This window comes from Variovorax sp. Varisp36 (assembly GCF_047304235.1).
In the GTDB taxonomy this organism is placed as follows: Bacteria; Pseudomonadota; Gammaproteobacteria; order Burkholderiales; family Burkholderiaceae_C; genus Variovorax.
This window is the reverse complement of sequence record NZ_JBGLYU010000012.1, coordinates 80,652-98,499: the sequence shown is the minus strand read 5'-3', so window position 1 is coordinate 98,499 and position 17,848 is coordinate 80,652. Positions and strand designations below refer to the sequence as shown.

At 64.0% G+C, this 17,848-nt stretch carries 15 protein-coding genes; 6 read left to right on the top strand and 9 right to left on the bottom strand.

Annotated elements, in window-relative coordinates; genetic code table 11:
- From ACCD11_RS10140 to ACCD11_RS10115, 6 genes are all read right to left on the bottom strand, one after another.
- Positions 1-552: a pilus assembly protein gene (locus ACCD11_RS10140; protein WP_413313752.1), complete on the bottom strand. Its 552-nt coding sequence runs from the start codon at positions 550-552 to the stop codon at positions 1-3.
- Positions 549-1,619, bottom strand: coding sequence for a PilW family protein (locus ACCD11_RS10135; protein ID WP_413313751.1), 1,071 nt, complete (start codon positions 1,617-1,619; stop codon positions 549-551). The genes ACCD11_RS10140 and ACCD11_RS10135 overlap by 4 nt, the downstream gene beginning before the upstream one ends.
- Positions 1,616-2,242, bottom strand: a complete 627-nt coding sequence (gene pilV, locus ACCD11_RS10130; protein WP_413313750.1) for a type IV pilus modification protein PilV — start codon at positions 2,240-2,242, stop codon at positions 1,616-1,618. Before pilV ends, ACCD11_RS10135 begins: the two co-directional genes overlap by 4 nt.
- Positions 2,243-2,722 carry a GspH/FimT family pseudopilin gene (locus tag ACCD11_RS10125; protein ID WP_413313749.1) on the bottom strand — a complete coding sequence of 160 codons (480 nt, stop codon included), beginning with the start codon at positions 2,720-2,722 and terminating at the stop codon, positions 2,243-2,245. It lies immediately after the preceding gene.
- A complete protein-coding gene (locus tag ACCD11_RS10120) occupies positions 2,713-3,159 on the bottom strand; it encodes a type IV pilin protein (protein WP_413313771.1) in 447 nt (148 codons plus the stop codon). Before ACCD11_RS10120 ends, ACCD11_RS10125 begins: the two co-directional genes overlap by 10 nt.
- 302 nt (positions 3,160-3,461) lie before the next feature.
- Entirely contained in the window at positions 3,462-4,367 is a 906-nt protein-coding gene (locus ACCD11_RS10115; protein ID WP_007839034.1) for a LysR family transcriptional regulator, read from the bottom strand.
- A gap of 180 nt (positions 4,368-4,547) precedes the next feature.
- On the opposite strand from ACCD11_RS10115, the gene ACCD11_RS10110 reads away from it, so the two are divergent.
- From ACCD11_RS10110 to ACCD11_RS10100, 3 genes are read left to right on the top strand one after another with little or no spacing between them, the layout of a single operon-like run.
- Positions 4,548-5,342 carry an SDR family NAD(P)-dependent oxidoreductase gene (locus ACCD11_RS10110; RefSeq protein WP_413313747.1) on the top strand — a complete coding sequence of 265 codons (795 nt, stop codon included), beginning with the start codon at positions 4,548-4,550 and terminating at the stop codon, positions 5,340-5,342.
- A gap of 14 nt (positions 5,343-5,356) precedes the next feature.
- Positions 5,357-5,650: a putative quinol monooxygenase gene (locus tag ACCD11_RS10105; RefSeq protein WP_413313746.1), complete on the top strand. Its 294-nt coding sequence runs from the start codon at positions 5,357-5,359 to the stop codon at positions 5,648-5,650.
- Positions 5,651-5,692: 42 nt separating this feature from the next.
- Complete coding sequence (locus ACCD11_RS10100) at positions 5,693-6,907, top strand: L-dopachrome tautomerase-related protein (RefSeq protein WP_413313745.1); 1,215 nt, start codon at positions 5,693-5,695, stop codon at positions 6,905-6,907.
- A gap of 259 nt (positions 6,908-7,166) precedes the next feature.
- Here ACCD11_RS10100 and ACCD11_RS10095 read toward each other — a convergent pair whose 3' ends face one another.
- A complete protein-coding gene (locus ACCD11_RS10095) occupies positions 7,167-8,210 on the bottom strand; it encodes a DMT family transporter (protein WP_413313744.1) in 1,044 nt (347 codons plus the stop codon).
- 244 nt (positions 8,211-8,454) lie between these two features.
- Here ACCD11_RS10095 and ACCD11_RS10090 point away from each other — a divergent pair, with 244 nt between their 5' ends.
- Together ACCD11_RS10090 and ACCD11_RS10085 are read left to right on the top strand one after the other, a co-directional pair.
- Positions 8,455-9,795 (top strand): C4-dicarboxylate transporter DctA, encoded by a 1,341-nt coding sequence (locus tag ACCD11_RS10090; protein WP_007839028.1) that lies wholly within the window; start codon positions 8,455-8,457, stop codon positions 9,793-9,795.
- Between the two features lie 22 nt (positions 9,796-9,817).
- Entirely contained in the window at positions 9,818-10,525 is a 708-nt protein-coding gene (locus tag ACCD11_RS10085) for a GntR family transcriptional regulator (protein WP_007839027.1), read from the top strand.
- A gap of 362 nt (positions 10,526-10,887) precedes the next feature.
- On the opposite strand, the gene ACCD11_RS10080 is transcribed toward ACCD11_RS10085, so the two are convergent.
- Together ACCD11_RS10080 and ACCD11_RS10075 are read right to left on the bottom strand one after the other, a co-directional pair.
- Positions 10,888-11,220, bottom strand: coding sequence for a hypothetical protein (locus ACCD11_RS10080; RefSeq protein ID WP_413313743.1), 333 nt, complete (start codon positions 11,218-11,220; stop codon positions 10,888-10,890).
- Between the two features lie 53 nt (positions 11,221-11,273).
- Complete coding sequence (locus ACCD11_RS10075) at positions 11,274-16,283, bottom strand: RHS repeat-associated core domain-containing protein (protein ID WP_413313742.1); 5,010 nt, start codon at positions 16,281-16,283, stop codon at positions 11,274-11,276.
- A 348-nt stretch (positions 16,284-16,631) separates the two neighbouring features.
- Here ACCD11_RS10075 and ACCD11_RS10070 point away from each other — a divergent pair, with 348 nt between their 5' ends.
- On the top strand, positions 16,632-17,735 hold the full coding sequence (locus ACCD11_RS10070) for an AI-2E family transporter (RefSeq protein ID WP_007839020.1): 1,104 nt from the start codon (positions 16,632-16,634) through the stop codon (positions 17,733-17,735).
- Positions 17,736-17,848 lie beyond the last annotated feature (113 nt).

Here is a 17,848-nt window from a genome sequence, read left to right as displayed (position 1 = left end):
TCAGCATGCCGCACCCACGGTGACGCGCACCGCAATACCCTGGTGGGTCGGGGCGCTCGGCACGCCGCCGGCCCCCGGCGTGGCGGTCGCATTGACGTCCCAGTTCGAGTTCGAGCACAGCGAATTGCCGCCGCCGCTGCCGCCCGCAATGCCGGTGTTCTGCGAGGCACCGCTTACATAGCAGGGCTGGTCGCTGGCCTGGCTGGCATCCAGTTCGCTGAGCTTGATGGGCTTGATGCCGGTACAAACGGGCGCGGCCACGGCAACGGTGTAGGAGGAGCCGGTCTGGCCGCTTTTGTTGATGTCCACCGTGGTGGTGCTGTCCACCGGCATCGCGGTGAAATCAGTGCTGATCGTTTTTTCAATCTCCTGCATCGCGGCCGCATTGGCCTCCTTCTCGGTCTGCATATTGCCGACCAGCTTCGTGTTGACGTTGGTGACCTTGACGGCCGAGACGACCATGAGCGTCAGCACCACCAGGAAGATCATGGAGACCAGCAAGGTTGCCCCCGATTGGCCCTGGCGAGGGCAGGCATTCTTCGAACGATTCATGGCACTTCTCTCTGGCCCGAGCTGTTGTAGAGGCGGGCAACCGTGCTGTACACGTGCCGCTTGATGTGGTCGTTGAACGGGCCAGCCGTCGGTGTCGCCAGGCCCATGTCGTAGGTTCTGGCGTCGGTCCAGCCGCCGCTGGCTTCGGTGTTGCGCGCCAGCACGTGAATGCGGATTGCCATCACGTTGGCCCAGTTCGCCGTGGCCGCGGTCCAGTCGTAGGCAGGCGTCGTTTGCGGGCATACGGCCACGGCGACTTCCGCTGCGGGGGGACTGTTCGGGTCGCTGATGTAGCAGTCGGGCGAACCATTGGCATCCATGTCGACGCCATAGTCGAACTGCAAGTTCTCGATGCCTTCCACCAGCGGTGTGATGGTCATCGCGCCGTTGAGGTATTCGGCCATCTTCAGCGTGGGCGTGGTATCGGTGCCGCACACGTTGCAGGTGCTCACGAAGTACACGTGCTGCACGATCTTGCGCAGCGGCGCGAGCTTGGTCGCAAGGCAGTCCTTGCCCATCAGCGTGAAGCTCGCCGCCGAAGAGCCGGCCGCTGCCACGAAGGGCAGCAAGTCGTTCGCGCAAGTGGAAATCTGCAGATAGCGCTCGCCGCTGGCCGCCGAGGCTACGTTCACCGCGCTCGTACTGACGCGCGTGACGACCAGCATGGCGGTGCCGGACATGACGTGGTCCAGGCAACTCGGCACGCTGCCCGGCGCGTAGACCGGCAAGGGAACGCTCGAGGTGCCCGGACTCGTCGTTGACGCATAGCCGAGATCGGCAATGCTCGCGGGGCAGGCCGCGGGCGTGGCGGTGGAGAAAGCCGTGCTCGAAGACGCACCGACAAAGCCGGCGAGTTGCAGGTCTTCAGTCAGTATCTGCAATGCATAGCGCCCGTTGTCGATCTGGCGCGACGACTTGTCGAGCTCGGAGCGCGAACTCACGGTGGACACCAGCAGGCTGCTGAGCCCAATCAGGAGGAACAGGCCGAGGGTGATGGCCACCATCAACTCGACCAGCGTGAAGCCGCGGCCGGTCTGCCGGCAACGGGACATGGTTCGCGTGCTCACGACAATGCTCCGATCCGGACCTTGGTAGTGACGACCCGGTGCAGTTTTTCGTCGCTGTAGGCGCCGCTGCCGCAGGGAAATGCGGTGGTGCCATCTGCCAGAGTCGGTGCGGCCGTCTTGACGAGCCCTTGCCATGACACGGCGATCATGTAGATGTTGCTGGCAGGGTCGTCGAGGGTCACGCAGCCGATCGCACCGACCATCGCACCGAGCTTGGAGCCCGCCTGGATCTCGGACTGCCCCTTGAGCATGTTGTCCCAGGCGGTGAGATCGGCCCGAGCCCGCGCCTGCTGCTGCGCGTTGCCTGCAGCGCAGCTCGCGACCCCGGTGTTCCCGGTGCCGGTGCCCAGTTGCACGCCGGTCGCCCCATTCGAATAGCACGCCGCAACCTTCCGGTTCGCATTGAGGCGATCCGACATGTCCTGCACGAGCTGCAAGGCCTGGATCCGCTGGTAGGACTCCATTTCCGCCATGCTCGACCGACTGCTTACCCCCACCAGGCCGAGCAACCCGAACAACAGGATGACGAGCGAGACCAGCACTTCGATCAGCGCGATCCCTTGCTGGGGGGCGGCCACCTGAAGCAGGCGACAGGAAATGGTACGGTGGGTACGGTGCGACATCTAGCATGCTCCCGTGCTGCTGCTCGGCACACCGCTCAGGCCGATGGAGACACAGCGGGAACTCACGCCGTTCAACGCAGGCGACGGTGCGATGGTGAATTTCGTGCTCGTCGTCACGGTACGGCCATCCTTGCCGTAGGTGACGGCGCCCAGGCCCGCAGAATCGGTGATCGAGAGGTTCTTGTAGGCCTCCTGGTTGTGGAACGTCAGGGTGCCGTCACTTACCGTCCAGCCGCCGTCCCAGGCGGTCCCGATCTTCTGCAGGGACACGTTTGCATTGCGGGACACGGCCTGGCTCCGGGCGAGTGTGATGGCAGCCATCAGGTCGAAGGAGACGTTGCGTACGCGCTGGGTGGCAATGAATGCGCTGAAGGAAGGCAACGCAATGCCGGCCAGGATCGCCATGACCGTGATGGTGGTGACCAGTTCGATCAGCGTGAAACCCCGCGCGGGGAACTTTGGACGGCGGCCTACCAGCATCCCGCCACTCCGCCGGAGCCCGACGCGGTTTTCGTGCCCGCCTCGTCGATGGTCAGCGTCCCGCAGGCGGTGTCCCGCGCAAGCTGGCTGCCGATCGGCGTGGCCGTGATCGTGAAGCCCGGCAGCGTCGTTCCGGTCTTGAGGGGCGTCGTGACCGTGTAGTTGGACGACACGTGGGAGGGGACGCTCGAATTCAGCGTTGCGAGATTGGCGGCATAAGTCCGTGCGTCCAGCAGATAGCGCTGTTGCAGGCTGCTGAGTTCAAGCATGTAACCCTGGGCCGCCGACCGGTTGGAGCGGACGATGTAGTTGGTGTACGAGGGATAGGCGATGGCCGCAAGGATGGCAACGATCGCCACCGTGATCATCAGTTCGATCAACGTGAAGCCGCGCACCCTCGCCGCCCCGTACTGAGGCTCGGACACACTGGAACGCATCGATACCATCGTCGATTTTCTTAAAAACTGATACATAAGACTGCATTCATTCGCCAGCCGATCTCTAACTGGCTTTGGAATCAGGCTCGGGAGTCATTTGAATGTGACTATATGTGAATAGTGTGAAAAAGTCACATAAATTCACATTGGTTTCCGCAAGCGCGACGCCCCCAACTGCCCGTGGAACAAACCGGTCGACCCAAAGACATGCAAACCGTTGATCAGCCAAGCCTGCGGAAGCTGGCGTTGCGAGAGCCTCGGCGTCGAGACGAGTCGGACTCGCGGACTTCCAGGCACCGTGACTATTCGCATGTGGTCGCGACAAGCGAATCGATCAGCGCCCTCGATGCGGACGACAGCCGCCGATGCGGTGCATAGATTACCGAAAACGGCCGCGAGCGACCACGCGCCGGTGCCAGGACCTCGACGGCTCGTCCCTGCGCAATGAGATCCTGCGCGATGAAGTCATAGGTCTGGCATATGCCAAGGCCGCTTTGAGCGAGCGTGACCACGCCCAGCACATCGTCTGATACCTGCAAGCCGCCTTGCGGCACCCAATCGACGTCGCGTCCATCCGCCCGCAGGATCCACGGCGACACCCGCCCGGTGCTGGGCATCACGAAAGCCAGGCAGCTATGCCGCGCCAAGTCGCCGATGCCTGCCGGCGCCCCGGCGCGGGCGATATAGCTCGGTGCGGCGATCAGGCACATGGCTGCGTCCTCGAGCTTGCGCGCGACCAGTCCGCTGTCCGGCAGGCTGCCCATCCGGATGGCCAGGTCGTAGCCCTCTGCCACGAGGTCTACGTTGCGGTTGGTGATGTTCAACTCGATGCGCACCTGTGGATGCTGTGCCGAGAAGTGCTGCAGCAACGCAGGCAATCGATGATGGGCATAGGTGGTGGGGGCGCTCAACCGTACGCTGCCCTTCAACTCATCGCCCTGTCCCTGCACCGTGCGCTCGGCCTCGTCGATCAGCGCGAAGGCCGCGCGCGAGTGCTCCAGGTACAGCCGCCCCTGCTCGGTCAGGCTCAGGCGCCGGGTGGTTCGCCGCAGCAATTGCACGCCCAAGCGCGCCTCGAGGCGCGTGATCGCCCGGCTGAGCACTGATGGCGTCGTGGCCAGCGCAACCGCGGCCGTCGTCATCGATCCCTTCTCGACCACCGTGACGAAGGCCTCCACATCACCGAGGTGATCGAATCTGCGACTCATTTGGTCCTTTCAAGAATAAATATTTTCCTCGAAGGCCAGTTTATCCCCGCGAATGCAATCAATACATTCAAGTCATCGCTGCGACCGCGAGCTCGCCACGGGCCAGAACCCTGCCTCGGCGGTTGGCGTGGCCAACGAAATGCCCAAGCGCCTCAAGTAATAGCCAACAGGAACCCCACCATGGACATGCAACTCAAGGGCAAGACCGCCATCGTCACCGGCGCGACGGCCGGCATCGGACTGGCCATCGCCCGCTCCCTGGCGCGCGAAGGCGTGTCGGTCACGATCACCGGACGCAGCCGCGACAAGCTCGATGCGGCAGCCGCCGAAATCATTGGCGCCGCGCCAGGCAGCGAGGTGAAGACCGTCGTCGCCGACCAGAGCACCACCGAAGGGGTGGCTGCATTGATCGGCGCACAGCCGGACACGGACATCCTCGTGAACAACCTCGGCTACTACGAGGCCAAGCCCTTTGCCGATATCACCGACGAAGACTGGCTCCGGATGCTCGACGTCAACGTGATGTCGGGCGTGCGCCTGTCGCGCCACTATTTCCCGCGCATGCTCCAGAAGAACTGGGGCCGGGTGATCTTCATGTCGAGCGAGGTCGGCGCTTTCACGCCGCCGGACATGGTGCACTACGGCGTCAGCAAGTCGGCACAGCTCGCGGTGTCGCGCGGCATGGCCGAACTGACAAAGGGCACCGGCGTCACCGTCAACAGCGTGCTGCCTTCCGCCACCCGCTCGGAAGGCATCGTGGATTACCTGCGGCAGACGGCGCCGCGGGCCGGCATGACCGACGCCGAGATCGAGGCCCACTTCTTCCAGACCTACCGGCCCAGTTCCCTGATCGCACGAATGATCGAAGCCGACGAGATCGCGGCCATGGTGACACTGCTTGCGAGCCCCTTGGGCGCGGCGTCGAACGGCGCCGCCGTGCGCGTCGAAGGCGGAACCTTCCGCTCGATCCTTTGAACAGGAAATCCAGCATGCCCAACGATCTCGTCATCGTCGCACTCGTTCAAGCCAAGCCAGGTCACGAAAGAGCGCTCGTCCAGGCCCAGGCGAAGTTGGTTCAGGTCGTACGCGAGCAGCCGGGCTGCATCAGCTACGAACTCCATGAGGCCATCGATCAACCTGGAAGGGTCGTGTTCTTCGAACGGTGGCTCGACCGGACATCCTGGGAGCGCCATATGCGCGGGGGCCACATGGACGCGTTTCGCGCCAATGCGGGTCCTTTGATCGGGGCCTTTGAACTTCTGCAGCTGCGCCAGGTGGCTTGACAGCGGCTTGCCCGGCCATTTCTTTTCACATCAGGTTTCATCATGCGCCATCATTCATTTCGATTCGCGGCCCTCGCGCTGGCCGCCCTACTCCATCACCAGCAAGCCGCCCACGCGGCGGACGGCCTTCCGCTCGCGCGCTGGCGCAGCTACGCCGGCGTGAGCTGGGAGCCCTCGAAGGATGGCAAGGACCCGGCCCCGTTCGCCACCTCGGTCAGCGCGCCCATCGCCGGCCTGCACTTCGATGCAAGAGGCACCGCCTACGTGAGCACGCCACGCCTCGTGTCGGCGTCTGCGCCTGCAACACTCAGCAGGCTCGACACCCGGGCGGAGACCGGTCCCGCACGGCTGACCGCATTTCCTTCGATTTCGGGCAATGCCGTGGCTGCTGCGCCGCAGGACAGCCTGCGCAACGTGCTCGGTTTCCATGTCGACCGCAGGAACGGCTGGCTGTGGGCGCTCGACATGGGTTTCGTCGCCGGTGAGGCCGAGGCTCCCGCAGGTGCCCAGAAAGTGCTGGTGCTTGACCTGAAGTCGGGGCGCACCGTGAAGCGCATCGCGCTGGACGGCGTGGCCGACCGCAAGGGCAGCTTCCTCAACGACATCGCCGTGGACGAGCGCCGCCGCATCGCCTACATCTCCGACAGCGGCATGCGCAGCGCACCCGCCAACATGGTGGGCCTGATCGTCGTGGACTTCGCCTCGGGCGAGGCCCGACGCGTGCTCGACAGGCACCCGAGCCTGCAGATCGAACCCGGCGTCAAGGTCGTCTCCCACGGCGCGGAAGTCTGGCCGGGCAACCCGCTGCTGCTCGGCATCAATGGCATCACGCTGTCGCCCGATGCGCGCACGCTGTACTGGACAGTGACGACGGGAACGCGCGCGCGCTCGGTCCCGACATCGGTCTTGCGCGATGCGGCGTCGAGCGATGAACAGATCGCCTCAGCCATCCGCGATCTCGGCGCAGTAGGCGGCAACACCGACGGGATCGTGACCGACACCAAGGGCAAGCTCTACATCACGGACGTCACCCGCAACGGCATCGTGAAGTACGACCCACGCAGCCGCACGATGTCGCTGATCGCATCCGACGACGGCGTTCAGTGGCCGGATACGCCCGCGATCCTTCCGGATGGAGACCTGGTCTTCACTTCGAGCGCACTGAACAATCACTTCGCCGGTTCGGTCAAGAGCGGCGAGGAGCGCTATGAGTTGTGGCGTCTGCCGCTCAACGGCCGGAAGACCAAGGCCAACTGAAAGTACGGCGGCTTGGAGGTGCCGGATGCGAGGCGCCTGCGTGAAGGCTGCCCATGAGGAACGAACTACTGGACCAGAAGACGCGTAAGTCGTTGATCACGCAGTGCTGCAAAGAGCAGGCAAAAAACAAGGTCGTGGACTTGCCCCTCCAGGTGTGGAGCGTCAAGTCCGTCGGCAGGCGCTTCACGGTGATGCCCAAGCGCGCGTAACAAGCCACCGCATTGCGCAGGGACAGAACCGCCTGCGCCTGTTTCTCGTCTCAGTGCGTGTGTCGATGATGAACATCGGGGTAGTGCGTATGAGCGTGCACCACCGGCTCATGCCGGTGCCAGTGCGCGTGCTTCGCCGCAACCGGTGTGCCGTCGGCATGGGCGTGCTGGTGGTGCTCATCGTGCTCGTGCTCGTGAGAGTGCTCCAGTGGCTCATGCATGTGGAGGTGGCCATGGCTTTCGGTCAGATGCAGCCAGACACCGATTGCCATCAGTACGCCGGCCAGCGCGAGCTGAAGGGTGAACGGTTCGCCCAGCAGCCCGATCGCCACAACGGCGCCGAAGAAAGGTGCCACCGAGAAGTACGCGCCGGTCCGCGCGGTTCCAAGGTGTCGCAGTGCGATCACGAACAGGACCAGACTCGTGCCGTAGCTCAGCAGGCCCAGGACGCCGGCGCTTGCGAGAACAACTGCAGAGGGCCAACTGGCCCCGGTGGCCACTGCGAGCGCGAGGTTCGTAGCCCCCGCCACCAGTCCTTTGGTCATGGCGATGAACGAGGCGTCGGTCACCGACACCTTGCGCGTCAGGTTGTTGTCCAAGGCCCAGGCAAGGCAGGCGCCGAGCACCGCCAGCGATGGCCAGAGGGCGCCCGCACGGGCTTCGCTCGGCCAACTGAGGACCATGGCCCCAGCGACGATGGCGACCATGCCCCAGGCAATACGGCGATCGAAGTTCTCCTTGAAAGCAAACCAGGCGATCAGCGCGGTCAACACCCCTTCGGCGTTGAGCAGCAGGGATGCATCGGCGGCCGCCATGCCTGCCAGGCCGGTCATGAGCAGCAGCGGCCCCAGCATGCCGCCTGCAATCATGGCGCCGGCAAGCCAGCCCGCTTCGGCACGCTGGAGCCGCACGGCCGGGGCACGCGACGCAAGCCGCCAGATCAATAGACCGATACCCGAGCCCAGATAGAGCACCCCGGCGAGCAGCCAAGGGCTGGCATGCGCTAGCAACAGCTTCGCGAAGGGTGTACCGGCGCCAAAGAGCGCTGCCGCGCCAAGGGCGGCACTGACGCCGCGGTGAAACAGGATGCTCATGCTGCGTTTGTAGCGGATTGAGGGGCCTCGTGGCCATCCAGAGATTGCTGTAGCCCAGCACGGTGCCAGACGGTGGCGCCCAAGGCGCAGATGCATCCCGGTCCACGACTTAATTCCCCGTGGGCAGAAGGCTTGTGCCCGGGAATACCCTCTGTCCCCCCGAAGTCTTCTTGCCTACATTTCTTGTATGCAAGAAAAGGCATTGCTTGCATGCAAAACTTGACAAGACAGACAGGAGACTTCCATGCCCCGCTTCGCCAAATCGCTTTTCGGTCAGGTGGTCATCGCGCTGGTGCTCGGCGTGCTCGCGGGGCTCCTGGCGCCCGAGTACGCCGTGAAGCTCAAGCCGCTCGGTGACGGTTTCATCAAGCTGATCAAGATGATCATCCCGGTGCTGGTTTTCTGCGTGGTGGTGCATGGCATCGCCGGCGCGGGAGACCTCAAGCGCGTGGGCCGGGTGGGCGTGAAGTCGCTCATCTACTTCGAGGTGCTGACCACCATCGCGCTGGCGATGGGCCTGGTGCTGGCCTTCGTGTTCCAGCCCGGCGCGGGCATGAACGTCGATCCCTCCAAGCTCGATGCGACCGCGATGAGCGCCTATGCGTCGAACGCCGACAAGCTCACGAGCGGCGGCACGGTCGACTTCCTGATGAAGCTCATTCCGACCACGGTGGTCAATGCCTTCGCCACCGGCGACGTGCTGCAAGTGCTGCTGTTCGCGGTGCTGTTCGGCTGCGCGCTCACGCTGCTGGGCGATCGCGGCAAGCCGGTGGCGGTGGTGGTCGATGCGCTTTCACTGGTGCTGTTCAAGATCATGGGGATCATCATCAAGCTGGCGCCGCTGGGCGTGCTGGGCGCCATCGCGTTCACCGTGGGGCAGTACGGCATCGGCTCGCTCAAGCAACTGGGCATGCTGGTCGCGCTCTTCTACGGCGCGGTGCTGATCTTCGTGTTCGTGGTGCTCGGGCTCGTGATGCGCATGTCGGGCTTCAGCCTGATCAAGCTGCTGCGCTACCTGCGCGAGGAGCTCACCATCGTCTTCGCCACCACCTCGTCGGACAGCGTGCTGCCGCAGATCATGGCCAAGCTGCGCCGCATGGGCATCCGCGATTCGACCGTCGGCCTCGTGATCCCGACCGGCTACTCGTTCAACCTCGACGCTTTCTCGATCTACATCACGCTGGCGGCCGTGTTCATCGCGCAGGCCACCAACACGCCGATCTCGATGGCCGACCTGCTGACCATTTTGGCGATCGCGCTGGTCACCTCCAAGGGCGCGCACGGCGTGCCGGGTTCGGCCATCGTGGTGCTGGCGGCTACGCTGCACGCGATTCCGGCGATTCCCGCCATCGGTCTCGTGCTGGTGCTGTCGGTCGACTGGTTCATGGGCATCGCCCGCGCGCTGGGCAACCTGATCGGCAACTGCGTGGCGACCGTGGCCATCGCCGCCTGGGAAGGCGACATCGACCGCGAACGCGCCCATGCGGTGCTCAACGGCAGCTATTCGCCCGATGACGAGCCGCTGGCTGAAGCCGATGCCGCGCCCGTGGTAAACCCCAGCACCGCCTCTTCCGGCGCCCGCTGAAAAAGAAAGAACCCCGACAGACATGCCCGCCCCGGACGTCAGCCCCACCGTCATCGCCGAACGCGTCGTCGAGGCCATCCTCGCGCAGAAGCTCGCGCCGGGCGAACGGCTGGGCGAGCAGGCGCTGGCAGAGAACTTCTCGGTGAGCCGCACCATGGTGCGCGAGGCGCTGATGCAGCTGCAGGCTCGCGGTTTTGTCGAAGTGCAGTCGCGCCGCGGCTGGTACGTGGTGGAGCCTTCGGCCGAGGAAGCGCGCGACGCATTCTCGGCACGACGCATCGTCGAGGCCGGCATCCTTGAGGCCAGCGAGGGCCGGCCGCTCGCGAAGGTGATCCGCAAGCTGCGCGACCACATCGCCGACGAACAGCGCGCCATCGAGGGCGCCGACGCGGCCACCCGCGCCTTCCTGCTGGCCGATTTCCACGTCTGCCTCGCCGAGCAGATGGGGCACCAGCTGCTGGTCGACGTGCTGCGCGACCTTACGGCGCGCACCACCCTGGCGGCCACGCTCTACCAGTCGAAGCATGAGGCCGGGCAGTCCTGTGCGGAGCACGGGGCAATCGTCGCAGCGCTCGAGGCCGGGGATACGGCCGGGGCGCGGCGGCTGATGCTGGAGCACATCGGCAATGTCGAGCGGGCGCTCGAGGTGGATGCTGCGGCGGAGCCGGATGCGACCAGCAGGCTGAGGGTTACGCTGGCGCCGGTGGCGTTGCCGCGGGCGCGGCGGTGAGTCGCGGGGGTTTGCGCCCCGCAACGCTGGTACGGCCGTAAGCAACGCCAGTTAAATGGCTTTGCCTATTTCAGGCTATCGATCCATTCGCTCAAAGCGCCAGCCAACATCCTAGTGAAAACCGCCTTATCACCATCGACTGCACTCGATCAGGTTGCCGTTCATTCCACTTGTTGCGGCGGCTCGCCTAGTCTTCCAACCTCTCCAGGGTGCGGCGTTGCGGCCGGCAAGTCGTGCGGCCGGAAACTCGCCAAGACAAGAGAGGGGAAACGCTCAGCGTCGCTTTGGCAGTTCCGTGGGCTTCACGATACAAGTGGTTGGAGCCCTCTCAGACACACAAGAACCGCTGGCATATGTCGCGATCAAAGGCGGACGTCAATGCTGTGACGTCCATAAACTAGTTCCACGTCAGACCCAAATCCTCTTGACGACGGTGCATGCCCCGTCAGCTTTTCATAAAGCGAGTGCAAGTAGCCCGGCTTGTCTTCCACTTCGTCTAGCGGCACCTCATGAGGCACCACCGAGCGCCAGTACTTTTCGATATTGCCCGATGACAGGATGAACTCGATCGCATCCAGCACTCGTTGTTGGCTCTCCGGTCCGAAACGGTCGAAGTCAGCCTTCATCGCATCAAACAGCTTGGCGCGGCAGCCTCCATCGTTGATATAGAAATCATCCAGCTCGTCATCGCTCATGATGTGCAAGAAGTAATTCAACTTGGAAATGTAGTCAGGGAAAATTTGCATGTTTAAGGTGTTGGAAGTTGCGGAAATGCCGTTCGAATTTCTCCGTTCCTACCTCGATAGACGGTCGCTTGCGTAGTGGTCTCGGGACAACCGCCTCCTGCCCTGTATCCCTCACCTATCACACGTCCCATATCGACCGTCGCCTCGTTTTCTCCAGTTTGGTTCATTTTCTGAATCGCACGCTGAATGGCGTCGAGCTGATCAACGTGACTTAAAAAGCGAGTCGAGTCAACTGGGCGAGGTCGCCTCGGGCACGGGTTATCCGGGGGGATACCAGTCCTCGCCCGATGCTCCTGTTGCTGCATCGTGGTTTGGGCCCCATGCCGAGAGTTCGCATGCCCCCCTCCTCTAGCATCTATGCCCTGTAGGATTTTCTCTGCGCGCCGGTTAGCCCGGTTGCCGGCCAAGCCTAGTGGATCAATCCACTCAAGGGGATTCGATGCGTACTGATGGACGTTGATGCCACCTTCTAAGCCAATCGGATCCGTAGAGATGAATCGCCCGCTCGCCGGGTCGTAATACCGATACCGGTTGTAGTGCAATCCAGTCTCTTCATCCCAATACTGCCCCTGAAACCGAATCGGATTCCGAAACCCCGCTTTCCTCCCCGCCTCACTGATCGCCTGCCTAGCCTCTCCCCAAGCCCTGTAGCTCGCCGACCACGCCACACGCCCCTCATGATCCGTCAGCTCCTGCGGCGTGCCCAGATGGTCGCATTGGTAGAAGCCGATCTCCTCCCTGGCAAACGGCGCAGGCGTTCGACTTTGTTCGCCATTCCATAGCGGGTCGAGTTCGATGTCGTAGCGCCCGCCGTTGTCGGCCATCAGCGCCTTCACATCCGTCGTCTGGCTCAACACGACTGCCTGTGCTTGCCGGATCTGTACCAGCGGCACGAACGACCCGGGTTCATGGATGTAGTGAACGCTGTCACCACGCCACGCGTGCTCCCGCCAACCCTCTGTGCTTTGCGTGCTCTCGAAGGCCAGCGTGTCCCCGTCCCAGCCGAACAAGGTGCAGGCGTGCCTCGTGCGCTTGGCGATGCGCCGGCCCAGCGGGTCGTAGCTGAAGCTCGTGGTTTCGCCGAAGGTCTCGGCGCTGCGCATGCGGTTGTAGCCGTCCCAGGTGAACACAGTCTTTTCGCCGTTGCGGCTGCGCTCGATCAGGTTGCCGCGCTCATCCCACTTGTAGCGGGTGCCGGCGTAGTCCTTCAGCAGGTTGTCCATCAGCTTGCCCGCCATGCTGCGGCCGTCACTGCCCGGGCGAACGGCAACACGATTGGCGATGCGGCCCGCCGGTTGAGCGGCGCCTTCCGCGTCTGGAGAGGGGTTGCCGATGTTCCCCGCTGGATCGAACGCGAACGTCTCCCGTCCCAAGCGGCTGTTCGCTTCGAGCAGTCGCCCGACCGGGTCATAGCGGTAGCTGAGGTTGCCGCGCCGGCTGTCGCCGATGGCAATCAACTGGCCAGCCTTGTCGTATTGGTAGCTGCGGCGAATGCCGGTGGCTCCGAGGGCGCCGCGCCCGGTCTGGGATATCTGCTGCTCCAGCAATCGGCCGGCCGGGTCGTAGTTCTGTTTCTGCAGGAGCCCGTTTCCCTGCTCGCGCGCAATCTCGCGATGCAGGTCGTCGCGCTCGAAGTCCAGGATGTCTTGCCCGTCGACGAGCAATCCGTGCACGTGGCCGGAGCCATAGGTGAGCCATCGAGTGACGTGACCGTCTGGGCGGATGGTCGCGATGCGCTGGTTGAGTTCGTCGTAGCCGTGCTGCCAGACCGCGGTGCGAGCGCCCTCCAGGTAGTGCTGATGCTCGCGCGTCAGGTTGCCCGCGGGGTCGTAGAACCATTGCAGCTTGGCGTCGCTGTTGCCGGCCTCGACCAATCGGCCGTTCCGGTCGTAGGCAAAGCTCTCGGCAACGCCGCCGGCGCTGCGCTCGGTCAGGCGGCCGACAGGGTCGAATTGCAGCAGCATGGTGTGTTCGCTCTCGACCACTTCCGACAGCACGCCCGTGGATTCGTCATAGCGGTACCGTGTGGTCTTGCGGTCGAAGCCGGTTTCTTCCAGCAACCGGCCCACGGGGTCGTAGCGGAAGTCGTAACTGCTGCCGTTCTCGTTATGCAGTTCGCTCAAGCGTCCCAGCAGGTCCCAGCGGTATTTGAGCGTGTGCCCGGCCGCATCGGTGCGCCTGGACACGAGACCGGAGCGCGTGTAGTCATAGCTCGTCCTGCGCCCCAGCGCATCGGTGTGCGCAAGCAGGCGTCCCTCGGCGTCGTGCACGAAATGCTCGCTGCTGTTGTCTGGCAGGGTGATTTCCTCGAGTTGGCCCGGACGGTTGGCGTTCGCTGCGGCGGTGGCCTTCCCCGGTTCGTCCGCCGTCGTGTAGCGATACCGCGTGCTCTGGCCCATGGCATCGGTCGCCTTGACCAGGCGTCCCTGCTCGTCGTATTCCCACCGCGTGGTCTTGCCCGAGCAATCGGTGTGGCTGGCAAGTTGACCAGCGTGCGTGTAAGTCAGCAACTTGATGCCGCCCTTCGCATCGGTGATGCGCACGGGCCGGCCGGCCTTGTCGTAGGCGTATTCGGTCTTGTGCCCCAGGGGGTCGATCTCTTCGACGAGGTTGCCGTCGGCGTCGTAGTCGCGCTTCCAGACACCGCCCTCGGCGTCGCGCAGGCCCGTCATGCGTCCGCGCTTGTCGTGCGCGAAGTGCACCTGAGTGCCATCGGCCCGCGTGTGGGTCCGCAGGTTGCCGTCGGCGTCGTAGCTGAAGTCGTCCGTGCTGCCGTCGGTATGAACATGGCGGGTGATGTTCTTTGCTTCATCACGAAAGAACCACTCCTGGCGCTTGTCGGGATGGATGATCCGGTAGGTGTAGCCGAGGATGTCGTAGTAGTACCAGGTCTCTCCGCCGAGCGCGTCGGTCACATGGGTCAAACGGATGTTCCTGTCCCACTCCAGCCTGAGGGCAAAGCTTCCGTCGTCGCTCCACTCACGCCAGGCCCTGGCATCGACACCGGTGCCGTCGTATTCAAGGTTCATGCTGCGGCCCGTGCGGTCGGTGTATCGGGTCACGAGGTGGTGGCTGTACCTGTAGTTCCAGCTCTCGCCGTTCTCGTCCTGGGCCGAGACCAGGTCGCCTTCGGCATCGTGGACATAGGCGGCGAGCTGGCGGACGACCTGTCCGCCCTTGATCTCCCACAGGCTGGTGATCAATCCGCTTTGCGCATCGGGGCGGGTGCCCACATGGGCAATCGTGAGATCGCCTTGCTTGCTGATGATGTCGCTCAAGACCTGTTCGCCCGTCGTTGCGATCACATGGTCGTAACGCAGGCCGATGCTGGCTTCCTTGCCGGCATGCAACGCAACGAGACGAAAGTGCTGCCTGCCCTGCGTAGAGACCTTGCGAGCCGCGGTATCCACGAGTTCGTAGACCTCGCGCCAGTCGCTGGCCTCGCCGGCCGACACGGCCTTGCCGAAATCCACGGTCAACAGCGTCTCGCTCAGCCGTGTGAGCGTCGCTTCTTCGATGGCATCGCGGTAGCTCTGGCCCACGGCCAGCGGCGGGTAGGCATGGCTGCGGCCGTCCGCGCCGTGATAGATCAGGCTGAGCTGGCCGGTCCGCGGCCCCTGGGCCGGCGTGGCGACGTCCACACGCGTGCTGTAGGGCGTGAGCCATCTCGCACCGAGGCTGCCCTGATCGAACGCGCCAAGATTGCTGCGGTAGGTGCGCGCCCAGGTGATGGGCAATGGTGCGACCAGCGTGAAATCGATGTGAGTGAAGCTTTCGCAGCCGGTGGCAAGACTGATGGCGAACTTGCTTGTCGAGGGGACCGGTGCGCCGGAAATCGGACAGTTCTTGCATCCGGGGTCGCCGTTGACCGGAGCCTGCACACGGAGGTGCTCGACCCGCGTGTCTGGCCTGCTTTTTGTTGCTTCGGCACCGGCACCTGGCGACACGATTGCCGCGCGCGGGCTCTTCTTCTGCGTCATCGCCGACAGCAGCTTGCGCAGCAGCCACATGATGCTGCCCTGCAGTTCCTGGTTGGCGAGATCCGTCAGTTGCTTGCGGAAATCCGCCTTCAAGGTGCTCAGACTCGCGATCACCTCGTTGACCTTTGCCTTGACGCTTTCAGGCAGGTAGCCGGCTGCCTTCCTGGCGGCGTAGTTGGCGGCCCGTTTGGCAGTGCCCTCGGAGTACTTCAGCGCCCGGCGCCACATGCCGCTCCACGTGCTTTGGGTCTTGGGGTCGTAGTCGTTGGCTTCCGCGGCACCCGGCCTGGCGACGGCGAAGAGGTTTTGCCCGCCGAGCACGCGCTGCAGGATGCCGATCAGGTTGTCCAGGATGCTGTCGGATAGCCTCGCGCAATCTTCCAGAATGCCCGAGAGCCTGGCGATGGCCCCGTCGATGAAGGTCTCCAGCTCACCGACGATGGACGCATTCAGGTGTCCCACGAGCGTGGTGACGATGGTCTCGCCAAGATTCCTGGCCCCATGCATGAGTTCCTGCTTCACCAGGTGCAGCGTGGGCCGCAGGCTCATGCGCGCTGCGGCCATGGTGGGCGGTGCAGGAATCAGGCCGATGAGATTGATGCCCAGGCTGGCCCAGTTCAGGAACCTGGTGACGGCATCGGTCGACTTCTTCTCGAGGATGGTGACGATGTCGAGAAACACATCCACCAGCGCCATGATGTTGCCCACGATGGGGATGCTGCCCAGCACCGTGGTCAGCCGATCGAGCGTGACGTAGCCGCCGGTGAAGGACCGTAGCCATTCATCCACCACCTTGCTCGCGGCGGCGATATCTTCCTTGGCGATGGTGTTCAGCGGGGCGACGGCCGTCTGAGGCTCGCGCTCGGCAATCGATGTCGGTGCGGGCTGGCCTTGATGTGTGCCCGATGGTGGCCGCTGCGGCGTGCCTGGTCCCATTGTCCAGTCTCCCTGACTGCGTCTGTTTATGTCGTGAAAATCAATTGGGAAAGAAAAGAGGCTCGGCCGCGCCTGCGCGCGGAACCGGCTGTGCAATCGGGCTGCCGGCTTGCGGAGTTACGGCGCCTCTGCCGACGGGATCGGAATCCGGACGTGCAGGACCATTGCCGAATCAATGCATGCAGATACGACAAGAATCCGGGGGCAATTCGTTCTGCACGAATAGCAAATTGAGCTCACGCTCACCTCCCTCTTTTATTTCTTGCAGGCAATCCTAGAACGCAAGCTGACGCGAATGCGGCCATCTGAAATAAACGAGCGAGCTTTGGTGCGATTTATCTCGATATTCCCAACGCAGGAAAGCAGATCCTCGATGGATCGAGCGAGCCGCAGCTGGCGGACGGCTTCTGCCGCCGCTACGCTCGGCTACAGTCCGAGACACTTATGAACTCACCCCAACTCCAGCGCGGCGTGTTCCTCGCCCTGCTCGCCGCCGTGACCGTCGCCTTCCTCTGGGTGCTGATGCCGTTCTTCGGCGCGGTGCTGTGGGGCGTGGCGCTGGCGATCCTGTTCACGCCGCTCTACAAATGGCTGCTGAAGAAGATGCGCGGCAAACCCAATTTCGCGGCGCTGTCGACGCTGGCCATCTGCCTGTTCATCGTGATCCTGCCGCTGGCCATGGTGGGCGTTTCGCTGGTGCAGGAGATCGCGCTGGTCACGCAGAGCATCCGTTCCGGGCAGCTCAACTTCGCGGCCTACTTCCAGCAGATCCTGGACGCCTCGCCGCAGTGGCTGCTGAACCTGGTCGAACGCTTCGACCTCGGCGACATGGCGGCCTGGCAGGCGCGCATCTCGGCCGCCGCCGGGCAGGCCAGCCAGATCATCGCGAGCCAGGCGCTCGCCATCGGCCAGAACACCTTCGACTTCATCGTCAGCTTCTTCGTGATGCTGTACCTGCTGTACTTCCTGGTGCGCGACGGCGCAACGCTGTCGAAGACGATGCGCGACGCGGTGCCGCTGGCCAAGCCGCACACGCACTACCTGCTCAACAAGTTCACCACCGTGATCCGCGCCACCGTGAAGGGCAACGTGGCGGTGGCCGTCGCGCAGGGCGCGCTCGGCGGGCTGGCGTTCTGGTTCCTCGGCGTGCAGGGTGCACTGCTGTGGGCGGTGCTGATGGCCTTCCTGTCGCTGCTGCCCGCCGTGGGCGCGGCGCTGATCTGGGGGCCGGTGGCCATCTACTTCCTGGCCACGGGCCATTTCTGGCAGGGCGGCGTGCTGATCTTCGTGGGCGTGTTCGTAATCGGCCTGGTCGACAACATCCTGCGCCCCGTGCTGGTGGGCAAGGACACGCAGATGCCCGACTACATCGTGCTGATGTCGACCATCGGCGGCATGGCGATCTTCGGTATCAACGGCTTCGTGATCGGGCCGGTGATCGCGGCGCTGTTCATGGCGGCGTGGAGCCTGTTCGCCGATTCGGGGCACGTGGGCAACGGCCACGAGGCGGCCGAAGGCGCCGAGAACAGCGGCAAGAAGAAGGGCTGAGGCAGGCGCGGGCACCCGCCCGCTCCTCCGTTCGGCCCCGTTCCGCTCCCGTTTCATCCCCACCGCGCGCATTTCGCGCGCGCAATCCTGCGTTTCGTCACATGGCGCTGGGC

What these genes read in the sequence shown, in the direction of transcription:
- ACCD11_RS10125 (WP_413313749.1), bottom strand. Translation starts at nt 2,722, where the DNA reads ATGCTGGTAGGCCGCCGTCCAAAGTTCCCCGCGCGGGGTTTCACGCTG.
- ACCD11_RS10110 (WP_413313747.1), top strand. Translation starts at nt 4,548, where the DNA reads ATGGACATGCAACTCAAGGGCAAGACCGCCATCGTCACCGGCGCGACG.
- ACCD11_RS10115 (WP_007839034.1), bottom strand. Translation starts at nt 4,367, where the DNA reads ATGAGTCGCAGATTCGATCACCTCGGTGATGTGGAGGCCTTCGTCACG.
- ACCD11_RS10100 (WP_413313745.1), top strand. Translation starts at nt 5,693, where the DNA reads ATGCGCCATCATTCATTTCGATTCGCGGCCCTCGCGCTGGCCGCCCTA.
- ACCD11_RS10085 (WP_007839027.1), top strand. Translation starts at nt 9,818, where the DNA reads ATGCCCGCCCCGGACGTCAGCCCCACCGTCATCGCCGAACGCGTCGTC.
- pilV (WP_413313750.1), bottom strand. Translation starts at nt 2,242, where the DNA reads ATGTCGCACCGTACCCACCGTACCATTTCCTGTCGCCTGCTTCAGGTG.
- ACCD11_RS10090 (WP_007839028.1), top strand. Translation starts at nt 8,455, where the DNA reads ATGCCCCGCTTCGCCAAATCGCTTTTCGGTCAGGTGGTCATCGCGCTG.
- ACCD11_RS10070 (WP_007839020.1), top strand. Translation starts at nt 16,632, where the DNA reads ATGAACTCACCCCAACTCCAGCGCGGCGTGTTCCTCGCCCTGCTCGCC.
- ACCD11_RS10095 (WP_413313744.1), bottom strand. Translation starts at nt 8,210, where the DNA reads ATGAGCATCCTGTTTCACCGCGGCGTCAGTGCCGCCCTTGGCGCGGCA.
- ACCD11_RS10080 (WP_413313743.1), bottom strand. Translation starts at nt 11,220, where the DNA reads ATGAGCGATGACGAGCTGGATGATTTCTATATCAACGATGGAGGCTGC.
- ACCD11_RS10120 (WP_413313771.1), bottom strand. Translation starts at nt 3,159, where the DNA reads ATGCGTTCCAGTGTGTCCGAGCCTCAGTACGGGGCGGCGAGGGTGCGC.
- ACCD11_RS10105 (WP_413313746.1), top strand. Translation starts at nt 5,357, where the DNA reads ATGCCCAACGATCTCGTCATCGTCGCACTCGTTCAAGCCAAGCCAGGT.
- ACCD11_RS10140 (WP_413313752.1), bottom strand. Translation starts at nt 552, where the DNA reads ATGAATCGTTCGAAGAATGCCTGCCCTCGCCAGGGCCAATCGGGGGCA.